Genomic DNA, 18,469 nt, shown 5'->3' with positions numbered 1-18,469 from the left:
TTGTGGACTATTATTTTTAACTGGTTGCAATCATAGTACACAATAAATAATATTGCAAGCATTTTTTCGCATCAGGCGCACATTTGTACGCCTTACGGAGACATTTTATTTTACTTGTCTGTTTTTACAAAATATTATTTGATTTTTTGCCCCTTATAACCTCTATGGCTAAGTTTAACTTTACTTAAATTAACTTCTTTTCCGGATACGCTTGCAAGTCCAACCTCGTTTGTAAGATACAAATTCTCAACAAATTCATTATATCCAAGTGTAATTGCCTTCTCTCCTCTGGTACTCTTTTTAAATTCATTTACCTCTGAAACATTAAATCTTAAAATATATCCTGCATCGCTCACAATGCATAAATCTGTATTTGATGCCGCACCAAGCATTTTTACACCTATAAGTACATCATCATTATTCAACTTTGTAGAGGCTACCTGTTTATTGTTGGTCTTAAATTCCTCTCCGGAAACTCTCTTTATATAACCGTTCTTTGTAAGCATCAATATAAAGCCGCCCTTCATACCGTCTTCACTTACAGCCAAAAGGATTTCTTCATTACTACTGTCAAACTTTGTAAGATTGTCAACAGGCGTGCCCTTATCTCTAAGTTTTGAAACACCCAGATCCATAACTTTGAATTTGTATAAAATACCGGCATTTGAAAAAATACATATTTTGTCGGTATTCATCACAGGAAATACATGGATATTTTCACTTTCCACTGTTTCCGCATTCTTATCAAAAGTATTTCTGTCAAGTATCTTGCAATATCCGAATTTGTCCATAACAAATATAACCTCTTCACTTGCTATGGGCTCCTCAAAATAAACTGCTTCCTTGGCATCCTCTATCACAGTTTTTCTTGGAATTGCGAAATCTCTTTTGATCTTTTCAAGATCCTTTATAAAGAGCTTATCCATATTTTTATGATCTTTTAAAATATTCTCATATTCCTCTATATTTTTAAGAGTAGTCGCATTGTCCTTTAAAAGAGCCTCTATCTCAAGACCTATAAGCTTATAAAGTCTCATATCAAGAATCGCCTGCGCCTGCTTCTCGGTAAATGAAAGCTTCTTAGCATCCTTTTCAAGTGCCTTAACCTTAAAGTTTATACCTGTGGTATCACCGGACGTAAGGCATTTTTTTGCCTGAGTCAGATTTTTGGAACCGCGAAGTATGGCAATGATAAGATCGATAACGTCTACAGCCTTTATAAGACCTTCCTGTATTTCCTTCTTTTCAAGCTCTTTATTTAAGAGTATATTGTATTTCTTTGTAGTAATTTCATACTGAAACTCAAGATAATTTTTTAAAATATCCCTTAGTGAAAGTATCTCAGGCCTTCCGTCTACAATCGCAAGCATATTTACTCCGAATGTATCTTCAAGCTTGGTTTTCTTATAAAGGATATTCTTTATCTTTTCAATATCCGCATCTTTTCTAAGCTCCAGAACTATTCTTGTACCGTTTTTATCGGATTGATTGCTGATATCGACTACATCCGAGAGCTTCTTACTCTCTACCAGATTTGCCACATCCACTAAAAACTTGTTTATTCCGGCACCGATCATAGTATATGGAATCTCAGAAATTATCAGCTTGTCCTTGTCAGCTTTTTTTCTTCCAAGCTCTACTTCTATCTTTCCTCGCAGCTTTAACTTTCCGTTACCTGTTTCATAGATATCAAGCAAATCCTTTTTATTTGCAATAATACCGCCTGTAGGAAAATCCGGACCGTGCAGTACTTCCAAGAGTCCTTTAGTATCTATATTCCTGTTTTTAATATAGGCAATACAGGTATTACATACTTCAAGCAGATTATGTGTAGGAATTGAGGTTGACATACCTACAGCAATACCCTCCGCACCGTTTATCAAAAGATTCGGTACTCTAACAGGTAAAACCGCAGGTTCTTTTTCAGTCTCATCATAATTTGAAATAAATTCAACAGTCTTATCAAGATCCTTTAGATATACTTCTTCCGCAAATTTTGCAAGTTTTGCTTCCGTGTATCTCATGGCGGCCGCTCCGTCACCTTCTATAGATCCGAAGTTTCCGTGACCGTCTATTAAAGGCATTCCTTTTTTAAAGTCCTGACTCAAAACAACCAAAGTTTCATATATAGAACTGTCACCATGCGGGTGATATTTACCCATGGTATCACCGACTATTCTTGCAGACTTACGATGCGGTCTGTCACTGAATATTCTCAGTTCACTCATATCATATAAAACTCTTCTTTGCACAGGCTTTAGACCGTCTCTCGCATCAGGTATAGCCCTTGCGGTTATAACACTCATAGAATAATCCAGATAGGATTTTTGCATTTCCTCCGAATATTCCGTTCGCAATATCTTCTCAGCCATATACCCTCCTATGCATCAATTACCGCTTCTCTTGCATGCTCATGTATAAAGTTTCTTCTCGGAGCCACATCGGACCCCATTAAAAGTTCAGTTACTTCACTTGCAAGTCTTGCATCTTCTATTTCAACTTTTTTGAGCACTCTTCTTTCAGGGTCAAGAGTTGTCTCCCAAAGCTGTTCGGCATCCATCTCTCCAAGTCCCTTATATCTTTGCAGAGTGAAATTGTCCTTATGTTTCTTTTTATAATCTTCCAATGCTTTTTCATCATATAGATAAATGCCCTCACCTCTTTTCGGTACCACTTTAAAAAGCGGCGGCATTGCAATATATACATGTCCGTCATATATAAGCTCAGGCATAAATCTGTAGAGGAAGGTCAAAAGCAAAGTATCTATATGACTTCCGTCCACGTCTGCATCGGTCATAAGTATTATCTTGTCATAACGAAGTTTTGAAATATCAAAATCATTGCCATAGCCTTCAGAAAATCCACAACCGAAAGTATTTATCATTGTTTTTATCTCGGCATTTGCAAGTACCTTATCTATAGAAGCCTTCTCAACATTCAAAATCTTACCTCTTATAGGTAAAATAGCCTGAAAATTTCTGTTTCTTGCAGTCTTTGCTGAACCGCCGGCAGAATCTCCCTCTACTATAAATATCTCACATTTGCTTGGATCTTTTGACTCACAGTTTGCAAGTTTTCCGTTTGACTCAAATGAAAACTTTGATTTTGTGAGCATATTTGTCTTGGCTCTTTCCTCAGCCTTTCTTATCTTGGCGGATTTTTCCGCACAGGAAATTATAGCTTTTACCACATCTACATTCCTGTCAAAAAACCTTGTAAGTTCATCCCCTGTAACCGTAAGTACAGCCCTTGTGGCATCGGCCGATGCAAGTTTTGTCTTTGTCTGTCCTTCAAACATAGGATTCGGATGCTTTACACTGATAATGGCGGTCATACCGTTTCTGGTATCCGCACCGGTAAAATTGCTGTCCTTATCCTTTAATATACCGAGATCTCTTGCATAGGTATTTATAAGACCTGTAAACTTTGTCTTGAATCCGGCTATATGTGTACCGCCTTCTTGAGTAAATATATTATTACAAAATCCCAGTATATTCTCCTCGAATGCATCCACAAACTGTATGGCTATTTCCACATCTATATTGTCACATACTCCTTTGTAAAGTATAGGAGCATGCATTACTTCCTTGCCCTTATTTAGCTCTTTTACATATGCCACTATACCTTCTGGTTCATGGAAAACTGTTTCTTCATGTTCATTATCTCTTAAGTTTTTGAAATGCAACATAAGACCGGGATTTAAGTATGCACTTTCATGCATTCTGGATTTCAACCAGTCAGCCTTAAACTTAGTAACTTCAAAGATAGTATCATCAGGTAGAAATGTAATTTCAGTACCTGTATTTCTTGTTTTTCCTATAGTCGGTAAAAGTCCGTTTTTTAATTCTACTGTAGGTATACCCTTTTCATATCTGTCATGATGTATAAATCCGTCTCTTGATATTTTTATATCAAGGAAATTGGACAAAGCATTAACCACTGATGAACCTACACCATGCAATCCACCACTGGTTTTATATGATTCATTATCAAATTTTCCGCCTGCATGTAAGGTGGACAATACAACTCTTTCCGCCGAAATACCTTTTTTATGCATCTCAACCGGTATTCCTCTACCGTCATCCTTCACGGTACATGAGCCGTCCGCATTTAAAGTCACCCATATATTTTTACAAAATCCGGCCAAATGTTCATCGATAGAATTATCCATTATCTCATAAATAAGATGGTTTAATCCCTTTACACCGACTCCACCGATATACATACCCGGTCTTACTCTAACAGCCTCAAGTCCTTCAAGTACTGTAATACTGCCTGCATTATAGTCCTGCATAAAACCTCACTTTTACAAAAATGTAACAGTCCGGCAAAAACCAAACTGTTACATTCATACTTTATTTTACATCAATTGGCCGTTTGCCAATATTTTTTCAACAAGTTCTTCATTGTTTTTTGTTGAATTGAATTCTTCGATAATTCTTTCGGCCACTTCATCAGGCTTTGCCAAATCAGTGGACTTTCTGATTATACTTACCACTTCGGCCTCTTCCTTGCTCAATAATAAATCATCTCTTCTTGTAGAGCTCTTTAAAACATCTATTGCAGGGAAGATTCTCTTTTCGGAGAGCTTTCTGTTAAGTACAAGTTCCATATTTCCTGTACCCTTAAACTCCTCAAATACAACATCATCCATTCTGCTTCCGGTATCTACCAAAGCTGTTGCAAGTATTGTGAGACTTCCGCCCTCTCTTATATTTCTTGCCGTTCCAAAGAAACGCTTAGGCATATGAAGCGCCGCAGGATCAAGTCCTCCTGAAAGCGTCCTTCCGCTTGGTGCTATTGTAAGATTGTAAGCTCTTGCAAGTCTTGTAATGGAATCCAGCAATATCATTACATCCTTTCCGTGCTCCACAAGTCTTTTTGCTCTCTCAATAACCATCTCGGAAACTCTCTTATGTCTGTCCGGAAGTTCATCAAATGTGGAATATATAACTTCCACGTTTTCTCCTACTATTGCCTCTTTGATGTCTGTAACCTCTTCAGGTCTCTCATCTATAAGCAGAATAATAAGATGCATATCCTTTTGATTTGTTGTAATAGACTTTGCTATTTCCTTTAAAAGCGTAGTCTTACCTGCCTTTGGCTGTGAAACTATCATACCTCTTTGTCCTCTACCTATAGGTGAGAGTAAATCAACTATTCTCATAGCTTTTGATGCGGAATCATCATTTGCCAAATGTATTCTGCTGTTTGGGAAAATAGGTGTCAAATCCTCAAAATTAGGTCTTGTTTCCAAAGTCTCAGGAGGGAAAGAGTTTACAGTGTTTATATATAAAAGTGCAGCAAACTTTTCTGTAGCTGTTTTTATCTTTTTTATTCCTGATACCACATCACCTGTTTTCATTCTGAACTTTTTAATCTGTGCAGGAGAAACATACACATCATTATCACCCGGTAAGAAATTTTCACATCTTATAAATCCGAAACCGTCAGGCATTACCTCAAGTATACCCTCTGCAATCTCACCTGAATCCAGATCTCTTATGTCTGTAGGATAATCTCTTGAAAAACCCGCTCCGAAGCGATTATCATAGTATTCATTTCTATATCCCGGTTGATTTTGTAAAGGATATTGATTCGGATACTGGTTAGGATACTGATTTACATATTGATTTGAATTTACATACTGGTTTTGATTATTGTACTGGCTCTGATAGTAATTAGGCATATTGCCTTGAGCACTTACCTGACTATACCTTTGTCCGTTTTGATATGTATTATTATATCCGTTATTTCTGCTTTGATTTGAAGTGCTTCTTTGTGCACTGTTATATGTACTTCTGCTTTGACCTGTATAATTACTCTGACCGGAATAGTTTTGTCCGGCATATCCGTCTCTTTGATATGAATTATCTTTTCCGGTCATATCAGGCGAGCCTCCTTCACTGTTTGAAACCTCTTTACTTCGGTTCTCGGAAAACTCCACTAACAACTCTATTATATTTGCCTTATTTAAATTGCTGACTCCTTTAAAGCCCTGTTCTTTTGCAATCTCTTTCAACTGTACCAATGATAAAGTTTGTAACTTTTCTCGCATATATTATCTGTCCTTTTTTATTTTATTAAAATAGTCCTTGATTGATTTTTCAAATCCCATATCTGTAAGATTAAAAAACACCTTATCTTTTATCTCATCAGGCAGGTATTGTTGTTTAACATAATGATTTTCATAGTCATGAGCATATTTATAGCCCACACCTATTCCTATATCTTTTTCCCCCGTAAAATTTGCGTTTCTGATATGCTTTGGCACTTCAAAATCACTGTTTTCCTTCACAAATCTTAATGCTTCATTTATAGCAAGATATGATGCATTTGACTTAGGCGCACAAGCAATATAATTTGCCGCTTGAGCCAAAATTATCCTTGCCTCAGGCATACCGACTCTTTCAATTGCCAAAAAGGCATTGGTCGCAATACTTAAAGCATTCGGATCTGCAAGGCCTACATCCTCGGCCGCACATATTATGATTCTTCTGGCTATAAACTTTATATCTTCACCTGCATAGAGCATTTTTGCCAGATAATACATAACCGCATCGGGATCCGAGCCTCTCATACTTTTTATAAATGCCGATATGGTATCATAATGATTTGTTCCGTCCTTATCATACTTCACTATCTTTTTTTGAATACATTCACTTACGATATTTGTATCAATATGAATCTTTCCGTCTTCTGAAATATCTGTTGTAAGAATTGCCAGTTCCAAAGCATTCAATGCACTTCTTGCATCACCGTCCGCGCTTTTAGAAAGGAATTCTACAGCCTCTTTAGAAATTTCTACTTCATACCTTCCCATCCCTCTTTCTTTGTCTTTAATTGCTCTATCTAAAATGGTCTCTATATCCTGATATGAAAGCGGTTTCAATTCCAAAAGTCTTGATCTTGAAATCAAAGCCTTATTTACCTCAAAGAAAGGATTTTCCGTTGTTGCTCCGATTAAAATTACAGTACCGTCTTCTACAAAAGGCAGCAGGTAGTCTTGTTGAGATTTATTAAATCTATGAATTTCATCGATAAATAAAATAGTTTTTTTCTTATACATTGAAAAGGATATTTTAGCTTCAGATATCGCTTCTTCCATCTCTTTTTTTCCGGCCGTAGTGGCATTAATTTGCTTAAAATTTGATTTGGTGGTATTTGCAATGATCTTTGCTATAGTTGTTTTTCCACATCCCGGAGGACCAAAGAATATAATCGAACTCAGTTTATCAGCCTTTATCGCCCTATATAAGAATTTGTCTTTACTCAAAATATGTTCCTGCCCTACTATCGAATCTAAAGAATCGGGTCTTAATCTTGAAGCTAACGGGGCATCCTCTTTTTCATTAACTTCTTTCATATAATCAAATAAGTCCATTTTTTCTCCATGTAGGTTGTTACCACTACTTTACCACATTTTTTTCAAATGTCAAATATCGAGTTATTAATTTATAAAGTAATATGATAGAATATAGTATTATATCTAATTTATTGAGGATAATTTATGGAAAAGAATCGTGAACAAATTTTTTTAAGATGTTGCCTTGGCTATTTTTTCAGCGGAACGGCAACTCTTATTATAGGTGCCACACTGCCTCATCTAATGAAAGAAATAGGACTTGACTACATAGGTGCAGGCAGTATACTGACTTTCTTTTATATCGGAAATTTTTTCGGAAGTTTCTTATATACCGCACTGTCTGCAAGACTTGGTGACAAATTCAGTATAACACTTATGACCTGTTTGTCATTCCTCAGTTTTGTTATTTTAATAAATACACCCCCCTTGATAATCATTAATATATTGGTGCTTATCCTTGGACTTACAAAGGGATCAATTACACTTTTTAATAATTACTATGTAAATAATATGTATGAAAATCCCGCTCCCAAGGGTGCAATACTTAATGCCATGTTCGCAATAGGTGCATTTATATCACCTTTCCTGCTGTCATTTATTCTTTATCTGGGATTTAATTGGCGATATATTTTGGGACTTATAGCAATTATTGCGGCTTTGGTCGTAGCAGGATTTTTTACAACCGATAATAAGACTCTTCTTTTTTATAAAAATAATGCCAAAGGCTCGATTGCAAACAGAACAAATAAAGATACGGAATTTTTTAAAGATAAAAAGTTTTATATAAATACCGTACTTTTATTTTTCTACCTGGGATTTGAATACAGCGTAAACGGATGGTTTATCACTTATCTGAAGGATACGGGAATTATGAGCGTTTCACTTGCAACCACCCTTGTTTCGATTACCTGGATTGCCATTTTGATTTCAAGACTTTTTATAGCCAAAATAAGTCAAAATATATCTCCGAAAAAAATAATGGTATTTGACTCACTTGGACTTTTGATAGGCTTTATTATGCTTATCTCAACCAAAAATATTTTCATTATTGTAATATCATTATTTATTTTAGGACTTTTTATGGCACCGGTATTTCCGCTAAGCTATGCTGTTTCAAAGGAATCGCTGCACGGTTATGCATTTGCAATGACAATGTTTACAGCACTTACAGCAATCGGCGGAATCATAACACCATATATCTTAGGCTTTATTTCCAATACCCTTAATATGAGTACTGCGGTATTTATGCTGATTGTAAATGCAATACTGATATTTATATTGTCATGTATAAATTATAAATTTGAAAATTAGACATATAAAAAGGGCATCACATATGTGACGCCCTAAAATTTTATCTTAATAAATCAAGCCTTATTTGCTGAACCGAAAAGCTCTATCTTCTCTCTTACAGTTGCCTTGATAGCCTCGGCACCCGGAGCTAAAAGCTTTCTCGGGTCAAATCCCTTACCTTCAAGGTCCTTACCTGCTTCAATATACTTTCTTGTAGCCTCTGCAAATGAAAGCTGACATTCTGTATTAACATTGATTTTTGATACACCAAGGTTAATTGCCTTTTGAATCATCTCTGCAGGAATACCTGTACCGCCGTGAAGAACCAATGGAAGGTTTCCTGTTTTCTCCTGTACCTTTGCCAAAACGTCAAAGTTAAGACCCGGCCAGTTTGCAGGATACTTACCGTGGATATTTCCGATACCTGCTGCAAGGAAATCTACTCCGAGATCTGCAATCATCTTGCACTCATTAGGATCTGCAAACTCACCTGCACCTACAACACCGTCTTCCTCGCCGCCGATTGATCCTACCTCGGCCTCAAGTGACATTCCGTTTGCATGTGCCAAAGCTACAAGCTCCTTTGTCTTTTCAATATTCTCTTCGATTGAGAAATGAGAACCGTCAAACATTATTGAAGAAAATCCTGCTTCAATACACTTCTTACATCCCTCATATGAACCGTGGTCAAGGTGAAGTGCTACAGGAACTGTAATTCCCATCTCCTCTATCATTGCCTTTACCATTGCAGCTACTGTCTTATAGCCTGTCATATACTTTCCCGCACCCTCTGAAACTCCAAGGATTACAGGTGAATTCATCTCCTGAGCTACCGACAGAATAGACTTTGTCCACTCTAAGTTGTTGATATTAAAATGTCCTACCGCATAATGTCCGGCTTTTGCCTTATCAAGCATTTCTTTTGCTGATACTAACATATCTACCTCCTGTTGTTGAATAGAATATCTTCTACTTCTTTTTGCATATCTGCACTGTCACATTCTCTTGTATGTCGAATCTTTGCATCTTTTATCTCCAATATTGCCTTCGGAATTTCAGGTGCTCCAATCTCATGCAATTTGTCAATGACTTCAAAATCTCCCATATCCTGCTTTTGTCCAAAGATTGCTTCAAGTACACTGTCAGCAAACTTATATGGACTTGCTGTGGATGCTATGACTGTCTTTGTCATATCCTTTGTGGCATTTTTATAATCCTCATATACTGAGAATGCCACTCCGGTATGTGTATCTATAATATAACCTGTACTGTCATACAGAGATTTTATACCTTCAAAATTTTTCTTTTCATCAGCAAATCCGGCGATAAAGTCTTTCATAAAATCCTTCATAGCTTCTGTAACTTCATATTTACCGCCTGCCGATAAATCTTTCATAAGCTTTGAAACATACTCTCCGTCACTTCCACAGCTTAAATAAATCAATCTTTCAAGATTGCTTGAAATAAGTATGTCCATAGACGGTGAAGATGTTAAAACAAACTTACGATTTCTATCATAAACCCCATTTTCAAAGAAATCAAATAAAACTTTATTTTCATTTGAAGCACATATAAGTTTATCTACCGGTAATCCCATCTGTTTCCCGATATATGCCGCAAGTATATTTCCGAAATTCCCTGTAGGAACGCATACATTTATCTTTTCACCTGCAGCTATATCGCCACTTTCCAACAGCTTAACGTAAGCATATACATAGTAAGCTATCTGTGGTACCAGACGTCCTATATTTATAGAATTTGCACTTGAAAGCTGTATTCCGTTTTCTGAAAGCTTTTTTGCAAACTCTTTATCGGAAAATATCTTTTTTACTCCGCTTTGTGCATCGTCAAAATTTCCGTGTATTGCTACTACATCCGTATTGTCACCCTTTTGTGTCACCATTTGCAATCTCTGTACATTGCTGACACCGTCCTTAGGATAGAATACTATAATGCCTGTACCCTCAACATCACAAAATCCCGACATTGCAGCCTTACCGGTATCACCGCTTGTAGCTGTAAGAATAACTATTTTATTCTTTATACCGTTTTTCTTGGCAGCTGTTGTGAGCAGATGAGGCAATATTGAAAGAGCCATATCCTTGAATGCTATAGTATCACCGTGGAAAAGTTCCAGAAAATACGCCCCTCCCGCCTTTACAAGCGGTGCAATCTCCTCCGTATCAAACTTTTCGTCGTATGCTTTTTCTATACAATCCGTCAATTCTTCTTTTGTATAATCACTCAAAAGAAGCTTCATTACCTCATAGGCAACTTCCTGATATCTTTTCCCCTTTAAATCTTCCAAAGAAAAATCGAACTTCGGAAATTTTTCAGGCATAAACAGTCCGCCGTCATCCGCCAATCCTTTAAGAATAGCTTCCGACGCATTTACTCCGGTCTCTTTGCCTCTGGTACTTTTATACTTTATGAATTCCATTCTAAACTCCTATTTCTAGATTGTCTAAACTATAACATATATATTAAAAATAATAAAGTTTATTTTCTGCTTTCTATTCTCGACCTTCCGATTATTCTTGTACCCAGTTCTATATCCTTACAATACTCAATCTTTTCAGAATAATTATTATTGAAATCTATCTGGTTTATACCACGGTTTTTTACACTTGCGGAAGTCATATTGTAGTCAGCCGCAACTTTGGATATATAGAGAAAATATCCCACTATACTTCCCACCAAGGTAAACCAAAAAATATTGCTCTGTAAATTATTTGTAAAATAAAGTATTGCCATGATTATTGCAAATATCGGTAAAACATACATAAGTCCGGACAGATAAAGTTTTCCCATATCCAGAGGTAATTTACCCACTACCTTTCCGGTTTGTCCGTTTACACTGAAGAAAAAGTGCTTATTACTGTCTTTATCATTGTACGATATTGCCCAAACCGGCAACATGGCATATTTAAAGCTTCCTTGACCTATGGTGAAATCATTGTTTACCACATTTACGCTTTCTCCCGTCATAGAATCTCTTACCACCTTTGCAGAGTATCTATATACATCATCTTCTATCGAAGACATAAGAGCTTCTTTTTCTATATCCTTTTTCTCGGCAACAAATCCGCTTAAATATGAAGAGTCAAAATCTATCGCACCGTTAAAATCAAAAGGATATACAGACTCTACAAGAACTTTGTTTGACTTGGCAAGTGCAAGCTTCGGGAGATTTTTAATATCCACATCTCCTTTTCTGATAATTCTGAAATGCTTTTCATAAGTCACCCTGTAATTTCCTTCAGTTCTTGAATATGTCCTGCTTCCCTCTCTGTCAAGATCTACAAGTACATTTGTGTCATACAGCCAGTATGGGAAATATACTCCGTTTATTTCTTCGATTTCTTTCTTGTCATTGAAAAAACTCTTCGGCACAAATTTCTTTGTCTTCATCCAGTTTTCAAAAGATTCAAGGGCTCTTGTTCTGTCCACCTTAAAAGGTATAACTTTTGTAGGCATCTGTGATTTCTCAAGTTTTCCGGACATCACTATAGGATTTTTACAATAATAGCATGTGGTTGCTACGGTAGTCTCATCCGTTACAATATTTGCGCCGCAACTTGGACAGTGATATTCAAGATACTCACCATTGTCTCCGTCTTCCACCACATCTTCATCTTGAGACATAAGGCTTAAGTTTTTTACCTCTTCCTCCGTATAAACCGTATTACAATATTCACAATTAAACTTCCCAAGTGTTGCAGAATACTTTACCGGACCGCCACAATTTTTACATTTATAAATTACTGTTGCCATGCTTCCTCCAAGTCTTACCATGCGGTTTAATTTTTAATACAGACAATGCCAAAAATACAATTGACAATACCGAATCCAAAAACATATTTATGTAAAACCAATTATTATACCAAAAAAGGCTTACCAATATATCCGAACTGTCTTCTCCCATAATCTTCGATAACAAAAAATCTATGCTGACTAAAGGATTAAACAACAAAACAAACTTACTGAATCTGATAAAAACAATTCCGAAAAATCCGCTCTCATCCGTTACAAATGAATTTGCAGATAAAAAATATAATATCAATGTTCCTATAAACAGCCCTAAAACTCCCGAATATAGGAGAGCTGTTGCAACACTTGTCCTCATAGATATGCTTGAGCAAAATATCCCCATTGAAATAATAAGTACTACAAACACAACAAAGTTTATAACAAGTTTTATAATATCGGGAACAGTTATTCCGCCATATAAAAATAAAATTGCCATAATCGGTAATTGTGATATCAGTATAAGCATAATCGAGGAAAATAAACTCAAAAACTTACCAAAGACTATATTTTCTGCGGTCATCTTTGTAGTCAGTAATATTTCAAGTGTTCCCCTTTGCCTCTCATCACTTATTGCACCTGCTATAAAACTTGGTGCCACAAATATAAGTAAAAGCGCAGGAACAAATATAACTATTCTGAATATTTGTAAAAAAGAAGTATAGTCTATAAATGAAGTTTTCCTTGCAAAGTCTACAACATCATTCATCTCTATCAGAGTAACTGCCGCCACAATAAAGTTAAATACAAGAATAGCAATTGAGAGTTTCATACTTCTTGTACTTACCCTGTGTTCCCTTTCATAAATCGGATTAATATTCATTGCTAAAAATTACGCTTTCATTTGAATGGTTTGTAACCTTAATAAAATATGATTCCAGACTTCCCGGTTCTCTTATAAATTCACTTACTAAAACATTGTTTCTTATAAGTTCCGCCAACAATCCGGCTTCATCTATCTTTTTACCCTCAAAGTATACCATAAAATAGCTGTTATCTACAGATAAAAATCTGACATTTTTATTATTTTTTAATATTTCAAGTGCTAAATTTTCATTATTTAATACCTTTATTTTTATAGGGTTTGCTCCCTCAACTTTTGCCAGTATTTCTTCAACACTTCCGGATATTATCATCTTTCCGCCTTCTATAATTCCTATGTCCGTACAGATTTCTGAAATCTCCGATAAAATATGTGAGCTTAAAATCACCATTTTACCTGCGGCGTTTAACTCCTGTAAAAGTTCCTTAAGCTCGTATCTGGCTCTCGGATCAAGTCCGCTTGCAGGCTCATCCATAATGATAAGTGCGGGATCATGTATTAATGCTCTTGCTATACAAAGTTTTTGCTGCATTCCTCTTGAAAGCTCGTTCAAATAAAACTCTCTCTTATCAGTCATACCGACCTGCTCCAAAAGAATTTCCGACTTCTTTCTTGCAAGATACCCGGTCAGACCGTATGTAGAAGCAAAGAACATCATATATTCAAATACCGTCATATCATCATAAATTCCAAGCACATCCGGAACGTAACCTACCGTTTCCTTTGAATTTTTCCGATCGTCACATAGATTTATATCATCAAAAAATATACTCCCTTTATCAGGATATATAATTCCCGAAATAATCTTTATAGCAGTTGTCTTACCTGCACCGTTTGGACCGACAAGTCCGTAAAGTGCTCCATCCGGTATTCTTAGGCAAAGATTTGATAATGCCGGATGTCTTCCATATAATTTACTTATATTTTTTATTTCTAACATCTATTTTTCCACACCTAAAACACTTACCATCGGCAAAGCGGTTTCCAAATTCCCGTTTTCTATATTTGAATATCTTACTCTGATAGTATTTGTATCCGACAGATATGTCAACAACTCCAATATAGAGAAATTGTTCTTTGAAATATAATCAAAGTTTCCGGTTTTAAAATTATACAAAGCAATATTTCCCTTAAAGACCTTCACACTGTCACTGTATCTTGTATCTGAAAATATATCTGATATCTGCTCAAATTTTACTTGTGCGATGTTTATATTTTCCCCCAAGAAATACTCAAGTACCGTAGCTTCATTGCTCTTTAGTGCATTGTCTATATAAGAATAATCTCCGCTAAGCACTATAGGCATCTTTAAAAGCGACTGTCTGTAAATTTTTCCGTCTTCTATAGAATTTACAGGTATAACAGATGTAAGCAATGTCAGTCCGCTACCCTCCATGGTATTATTAAAAAATATAGGATTTGAGAGTGCCGTATCCGAAAATGCGATAATTCTTGCATCTGCAGTATATCCGTTGGAATTTTCTCCAAGATAAAATGAAAGGAAATTTGAGACATTTAAAAGCTGCATATATTTCTCGGTGTCCATACCGTTCACACTGCCGTTTTGATTTATCGTAGTTTCTCCAACCATTCCTGTAATAATTCTTGAAGTAATATTAAAGTCTGTCAAAGGTATATTTATAAACTGACAATTATCTATCTGCTTTGTCTCTCCCTTATCAAAGTCTCCAAGCAGCGCAATTTTCCCATACAGAATAAGGGTGGCATTTTTTACCTTATAATCATAATTATTTGTAATTTCAACACTTAAACTTCCGTTAAAGAAATTTATTTCACCTGTAAATCCTTCGTTGTTCAAATTCTCTATTGTTTTATCCAGCTTCCAGATATTTGAAGCAAATGCACCTACATGATTTAGAGAAATATTTTTTGTGTACTCCTCATTATCAATATTTACAGATGTAGACTTATTTAAAACTCTTCTGTCGTCCACATCCGACCTGTCTCTTATTACCGGTATAACAGAGTAATTTGAATCTATAACCACATTATAAGGCTTATTATAAGGATTTCTAAGGTTTACATATGTGGATTCCGATACATCCAGATCTCCGGCTTCATAAACCGTAACATAGTTGTAGAATGTTGTGGTAAACCTTGTTCTGCCGTTATATATAATAATTACCGCCAGTAATAATAAGGACATAAGCACTACGATCTTCCTGTAATATATTGCAAGTCCATAGTCTTTTAAATATATAAAAGAAATAGGTCCTATTAAAAGTACATAAGCAATAAATATCAAGGTATAAACAGTCATAGGCGGCAACTTATTGGTTTCCGACGAATTTAATATAGGCTCAATATTTTGGAATGTATCATCTGAAACTTCACTTTGCTTTGAAAAATTCTCTATCCTCTCATCTCCCAGGACAGTCGAAACAATATATCTTGCAAACTGAGTATTCTCTGCCGCAAAATCATTTAAATCACAAAAGTCAAAACCTGCAACCGCTATCAATCCTTTTTGCTTATTTACAGAAGTTATTAGAGGAAAATCTCCGTCTGAGAGAAGGACATTTCCTCCATGCATATTTATTGATGTAGTGTAGAGATCGATACTTTTACTTTCATTGTTAAATGTAAAGTTCAAAGTATTCATCTTCGGAGAATCATATATGTCCTCCAAAAGCTCAGGAGCATATCTTCCGATCGTATCATCAGCTCTTTGACCTGTACCCATTACAAGGACTCCTCCCTGTTTTACCCAATTCATCAATGCTCTGGACTGTTCCGTTGACAAATCTCTTATTCTAAAGTTACTGATTATAATCATATCCAGCTGTTCAAGTCCTGAACTTGACTTCGGAAATGATCCTGCAGCCAAATTTACCGTATTCAAATTTAAAAGGCCGAAATTTATTGCCACATCGTCAAAGTAATCCAGCTTATTTTGACTGTCACTAAGTAAGCCAACCATTATTTTTGAACGGTTGGCTTCCATATTCAAAGATACATCTTTTTCTATTATTGTTTTTTTATTTTCATCTTTCAGTACAACTACAATTTTATTCACTTCATTGCTGATTCTTATATAATAATCAGTCAAATAAATTTTCTTTTGCTCAAGATTTACATTGTACTCATAAGCATATTTTTTATTATCCGCCTCAATAAATTCAATAGATACTTTTCCGGTAAAATTATCATTTGTGAAATTTTTATAATATACATGAATAGGGAGGTATCTCCCTCCCTTTGCTATATTCCCGTAACCGTAGCTTATATCTATAGTTATTTCCTTATTTTGTTCAGTTGCAGATAATGTGTTTATAGGAAATTGTACTGCAGACAGTAAAAATAATACCAATGATAATAAAAGTATTTTATTCAGTCCTCTTAAAATTTTCCCTTTCAACATCTAACTCCTTTGGTAATGTTACGCTGAATATTGTTCCGCTCAAATCACTGCTTACATCAATAATTCCATGGTGAAGCTCTGTGATATTTTTTGCTATGGCAAGTCCAAGTCCGGTTCCTCCCGTATTAGAATTTCTGGCCTGATCCACTCTGTAGAATTTGCCGAAAATAAGAGGTAACTCGTTTGCCGGAATAACTTTACCATAGTTAATTACCGCAATCTTTACTATTTTCTTTTCAACAGAAATTTTTATATCTATTCTTTTTCCGTCAGCACCGTATTTGATGGCATTATTAATAAGATTATCAAACAATCTTGCCAATAAAGTACCGTCTCCGTCTATTACACATGAATCCTCATTTGTATTTACACTGCAAGTAATACCTTTATTTTCAAAATTAGGGTAAAACTCCTCCATAAGCTGACATAAAAGCTTTATAATATCAATTTTATCTATTTTCAGTACAAGTTTTGATGAATTTGTCTTTGTGAAGCTGAAAAGACTCTCAATAAGATCCTGCAGCTTCTTTGACTTTTCATAAACTATTTTCAAATACTCTTTTTTGGTCTCCTCAGACAAATCTCTTTTGTTTATCAAATCAAGATATCCGAGTATTGATGTCAACGGTGTTCTAAGGTCGTGAGCAATATTTGTAATCATCTCATTTTTGGACTTTTCATTATGTCTCTCACTCTCCATCAAAACTCTGATTTCCTCAGCCATCTTATTGATACTTGCAGCTATCTCGGAAAACTCGTTATCGCCTTTTACATCAATATTTGTATTCAAATCTCCGGCCGAAATCTTCTTTATTGCCAGAAGTATGTCATCTATATACTCAAATGACTTTCTTTGCAAAATCCAAAATGAAAGTGCAAATACTCCTATGCCGAATACAAGTAAAATCAGAATAACAACCAGGTCGCTTCCGTTTCCCCTTATCAAAAGAGTATCATTTTCACGATTTATTATATGCAATCCTGAGAACACCGAAATATTGCTGAGCAACAGAGTTTCTACCAAAATAGAAATCACCAGACTGAAGAGTATGTTAATTATTACTTTAGTCTGAAATTTCTTTTCCAAATCATCTCTCAATTTTATATCCAACACCCCATACAGTAGTTATAATCTTGTTTTCTCTTTCATCTTCATTCATTTTTCCGCGAAGTCTTCTTATATGAACCATTACTGTGTTATTGGCCTCGTATACCTTTTCATTCCATACTTTTTCAAAGATTTCATCTGTTGAGAATACTCTTCCGGCATTACTTGCAAGCAAATATAAGATATCGAACTCTATAGGTGTAAGCTTAACTTCTTTTCCCTCTATGACTACCTTATGATTATCTTTGTTTATAGACATTCCCTTAAGTCTTATCTCATTAGGATCGTCCTTTTCCAAAACGGTACTGTTCGGATTAAGCTGAGTATATCTGCGAAGCTGTGATTTAACTCTTGCCGTCAGCTCTAAGGTATTAAAAGGTTTTGTAACATAGTCGTCCGCACCTGTTCCAAGTCCAAGTATCTTATCAAGATCCGCACTCTTTGCACTTAGAAGTATTATAGGAAAATTATGTGTTTCTCTTATCCTCTTACACATCTCCAGTCCGTCCATGCCGGGCATCATTATATCAAGTATTGCAAGATGTATATCTTCGTTCTCTATTATCTTCAATCCGTCTTCAGCACTGTTTGCTTTAAAAACTTTATATCCGTCACTGACCAGATAAATTTCAACAAGGTCAGCAATCTCCTTTTCATCATCTACCACTAAAATATTTGTATCCGCCATTATAT

13 protein-coding genes are annotated in these 18,469 nt (G+C 35.6%); 1 reads left to right on the top strand and 12 read right to left on the bottom strand.

The annotated features are described in order from the left end of the window. Positions 1-134: 134 nt before the first annotated feature. From HMPREF1135_RS02545 to HMPREF1135_RS02530, 4 genes are all read right to left on the bottom strand, one after another. Positions 135-2,372: a DNA gyrase/topoisomerase IV subunit A gene (locus HMPREF1135_RS02545; protein ID WP_007591664.1), complete on the bottom strand. Its 2,238-nt coding sequence runs from the start codon at positions 2,370-2,372 to the stop codon at positions 135-137. Between the two features lie 8 nt (positions 2,373-2,380). Continuing rightward, the gene (locus tag HMPREF1135_RS02540; RefSeq protein ID WP_007591661.1) at positions 2,381-4,294 is read right to left on the bottom strand and encodes a DNA gyrase/topoisomerase IV subunit B; all 1,914 of its coding nucleotides are present in this window, start codon (positions 4,292-4,294) and stop codon (positions 2,381-2,383) included. Positions 4,295-4,360: 66 nt separating this feature from the next. Continuing rightward, entirely contained in the window at positions 4,361-6,058 is a 1,698-nt protein-coding gene (rho, locus tag HMPREF1135_RS02535) for a transcription termination factor Rho (RefSeq protein WP_007591659.1), read from the bottom strand. A gap of 3 nt (positions 6,059-6,061) precedes the next feature. Continuing rightward, positions 6,062-7,384: a replication-associated recombination protein A gene (locus HMPREF1135_RS02530; protein WP_007591657.1), complete on the bottom strand. Its 1,323-nt coding sequence runs from the start codon at positions 7,382-7,384 to the stop codon at positions 6,062-6,064. A 126-nt stretch (positions 7,385-7,510) separates the two neighbouring features. Here HMPREF1135_RS02530 and HMPREF1135_RS02525 point away from each other — a divergent pair, with 126 nt between their 5' ends. After that, on the top strand, positions 7,511-8,677 hold the full coding sequence (locus tag HMPREF1135_RS02525) for an MFS transporter (RefSeq protein WP_007591655.1): 1,167 nt from the start codon (positions 7,511-7,513) through the stop codon (positions 8,675-8,677). Between the two features lie 53 nt (positions 8,678-8,730). Here the strand turns inward: HMPREF1135_RS02525 and fba are convergent, their stop codons facing one another. From fba to HMPREF1135_RS02485, 8 genes are read right to left on the bottom strand one after another with little or no spacing between them, the layout of a single operon-like run. Continuing rightward, on the bottom strand, positions 8,731-9,594 hold the full coding sequence (gene fba / locus HMPREF1135_RS02520) for a class II fructose-1,6-bisphosphate aldolase (RefSeq protein WP_007591653.1): 864 nt from the start codon (positions 9,592-9,594) through the stop codon (positions 8,731-8,733). Between the two features lie 2 nt (positions 9,595-9,596). After that, entirely contained in the window at positions 9,597-11,096 is a 1,500-nt protein-coding gene (thrC, locus tag HMPREF1135_RS02515) for a threonine synthase (RefSeq protein ID WP_007591651.1), read from the bottom strand. Between the two features lie 59 nt (positions 11,097-11,155). Beyond that, positions 11,156-12,430, bottom strand: coding sequence for a zinc ribbon domain-containing protein (locus HMPREF1135_RS02510; protein ID WP_007591649.1), 1,275 nt, complete (start codon positions 12,428-12,430; stop codon positions 11,156-11,158). Beyond that, on the bottom strand, positions 12,411-13,286 hold the full coding sequence (locus HMPREF1135_RS02505) for an ABC transporter permease (RefSeq protein WP_007591647.1): 876 nt from the start codon (positions 13,284-13,286) through the stop codon (positions 12,411-12,413). The genes HMPREF1135_RS02510 and HMPREF1135_RS02505 overlap by 20 nt, the downstream gene beginning before the upstream one ends. Then, complete coding sequence (locus HMPREF1135_RS02500) at positions 13,276-14,226, bottom strand: ABC transporter ATP-binding protein (protein ID WP_007591645.1); 951 nt, start codon at positions 14,224-14,226, stop codon at positions 13,276-13,278. The genes HMPREF1135_RS02505 and HMPREF1135_RS02500 overlap by 11 nt, the downstream gene beginning before the upstream one ends. Further along, complete coding sequence (locus HMPREF1135_RS02495; RefSeq protein WP_007591642.1) at positions 14,227-16,668, bottom strand: hypothetical protein; 2,442 nt, start codon at positions 16,666-16,668, stop codon at positions 14,227-14,229. After that, the gene (locus HMPREF1135_RS02490; RefSeq protein ID WP_007591640.1) at positions 16,634-17,767 is read right to left on the bottom strand and encodes a sensor histidine kinase; all 1,134 of its coding nucleotides are present in this window, start codon (positions 17,765-17,767) and stop codon (positions 16,634-16,636) included. The genes HMPREF1135_RS02495 and HMPREF1135_RS02490 overlap by 35 nt, the downstream gene beginning before the upstream one ends. Then, positions 17,757-18,464 (bottom strand): response regulator transcription factor, encoded by a 708-nt coding sequence (locus HMPREF1135_RS02485; protein WP_007591633.1) that lies wholly within the window; start codon positions 18,462-18,464, stop codon positions 17,757-17,759. Before HMPREF1135_RS02485 ends, HMPREF1135_RS02490 begins: the two co-directional genes overlap by 11 nt. Positions 18,465-18,469: the final 5 nt, after the last annotated feature.

Source organism: Lachnoanaerobaculum sp. OBRC5-5 (assembly GCF_000296385.1).
Taxonomy (GTDB): Bacteria; Bacillota; Clostridia; order Lachnospirales; family Lachnospiraceae; genus Lachnoanaerobaculum.
This window is presented reverse-complemented; position numbering and strand designations above follow the sequence as displayed.

Coding starts and splice junctions, on each gene's coding strand:
- rho (WP_007591659.1), bottom strand. CDS start 6,058: ATGCGAGAAAAGTTACAAACTTTATCATTGGTACAGTTGAAAGAGATT.
- HMPREF1135_RS02505 (WP_007591647.1), bottom strand. CDS start 13,286: ATGAATATTAATCCGATTTATGAAAGGGAACACAGGGTAAGTACAAGA.
- HMPREF1135_RS02485 (WP_007591633.1), bottom strand. CDS start 18,464: ATGGCGGATACAAATATTTTAGTGGTAGATGATGAAAAGGAGATTGCT.
- HMPREF1135_RS02510 (WP_007591649.1), bottom strand. CDS start 12,430: ATGGCAACAGTAATTTATAAATGTAAAAATTGTGGCGGTCCGGTAAAG.
- thrC (WP_007591651.1), bottom strand. CDS start 11,096: ATGGAATTCATAAAGTATAAAAGTACCAGAGGCAAAGAGACCGGAGTA.
- HMPREF1135_RS02530 (WP_007591657.1), bottom strand. CDS start 7,384: ATGGACTTATTTGATTATATGAAAGAAGTTAATGAAAAAGAGGATGCC.
- HMPREF1135_RS02525 (WP_007591655.1), top strand. CDS start 7,511: ATGGAAAAGAATCGTGAACAAATTTTTTTAAGATGTTGCCTTGGCTAT.
- fba (WP_007591653.1), bottom strand. CDS start 9,594: ATGTTAGTATCAGCAAAAGAAATGCTTGATAAGGCAAAAGCCGGACAT.
- HMPREF1135_RS02545 (WP_007591664.1), bottom strand. CDS start 2,372: ATGGCTGAGAAGATATTGCGAACGGAATATTCGGAGGAAATGCAAAAA.
- HMPREF1135_RS02495 (WP_007591642.1), bottom strand. CDS start 16,668: ATGTTGAAAGGGAAAATTTTAAGAGGACTGAATAAAATACTTTTATTA.
- HMPREF1135_RS02540 (WP_007591661.1), bottom strand. CDS start 4,294: ATGCAGGACTATAATGCAGGCAGTATTACAGTACTTGAAGGACTTGAG.
- HMPREF1135_RS02500 (WP_007591645.1), bottom strand. CDS start 14,226: ATGTTAGAAATAAAAAATATAAGTAAATTATATGGAAGACATCCGGCA.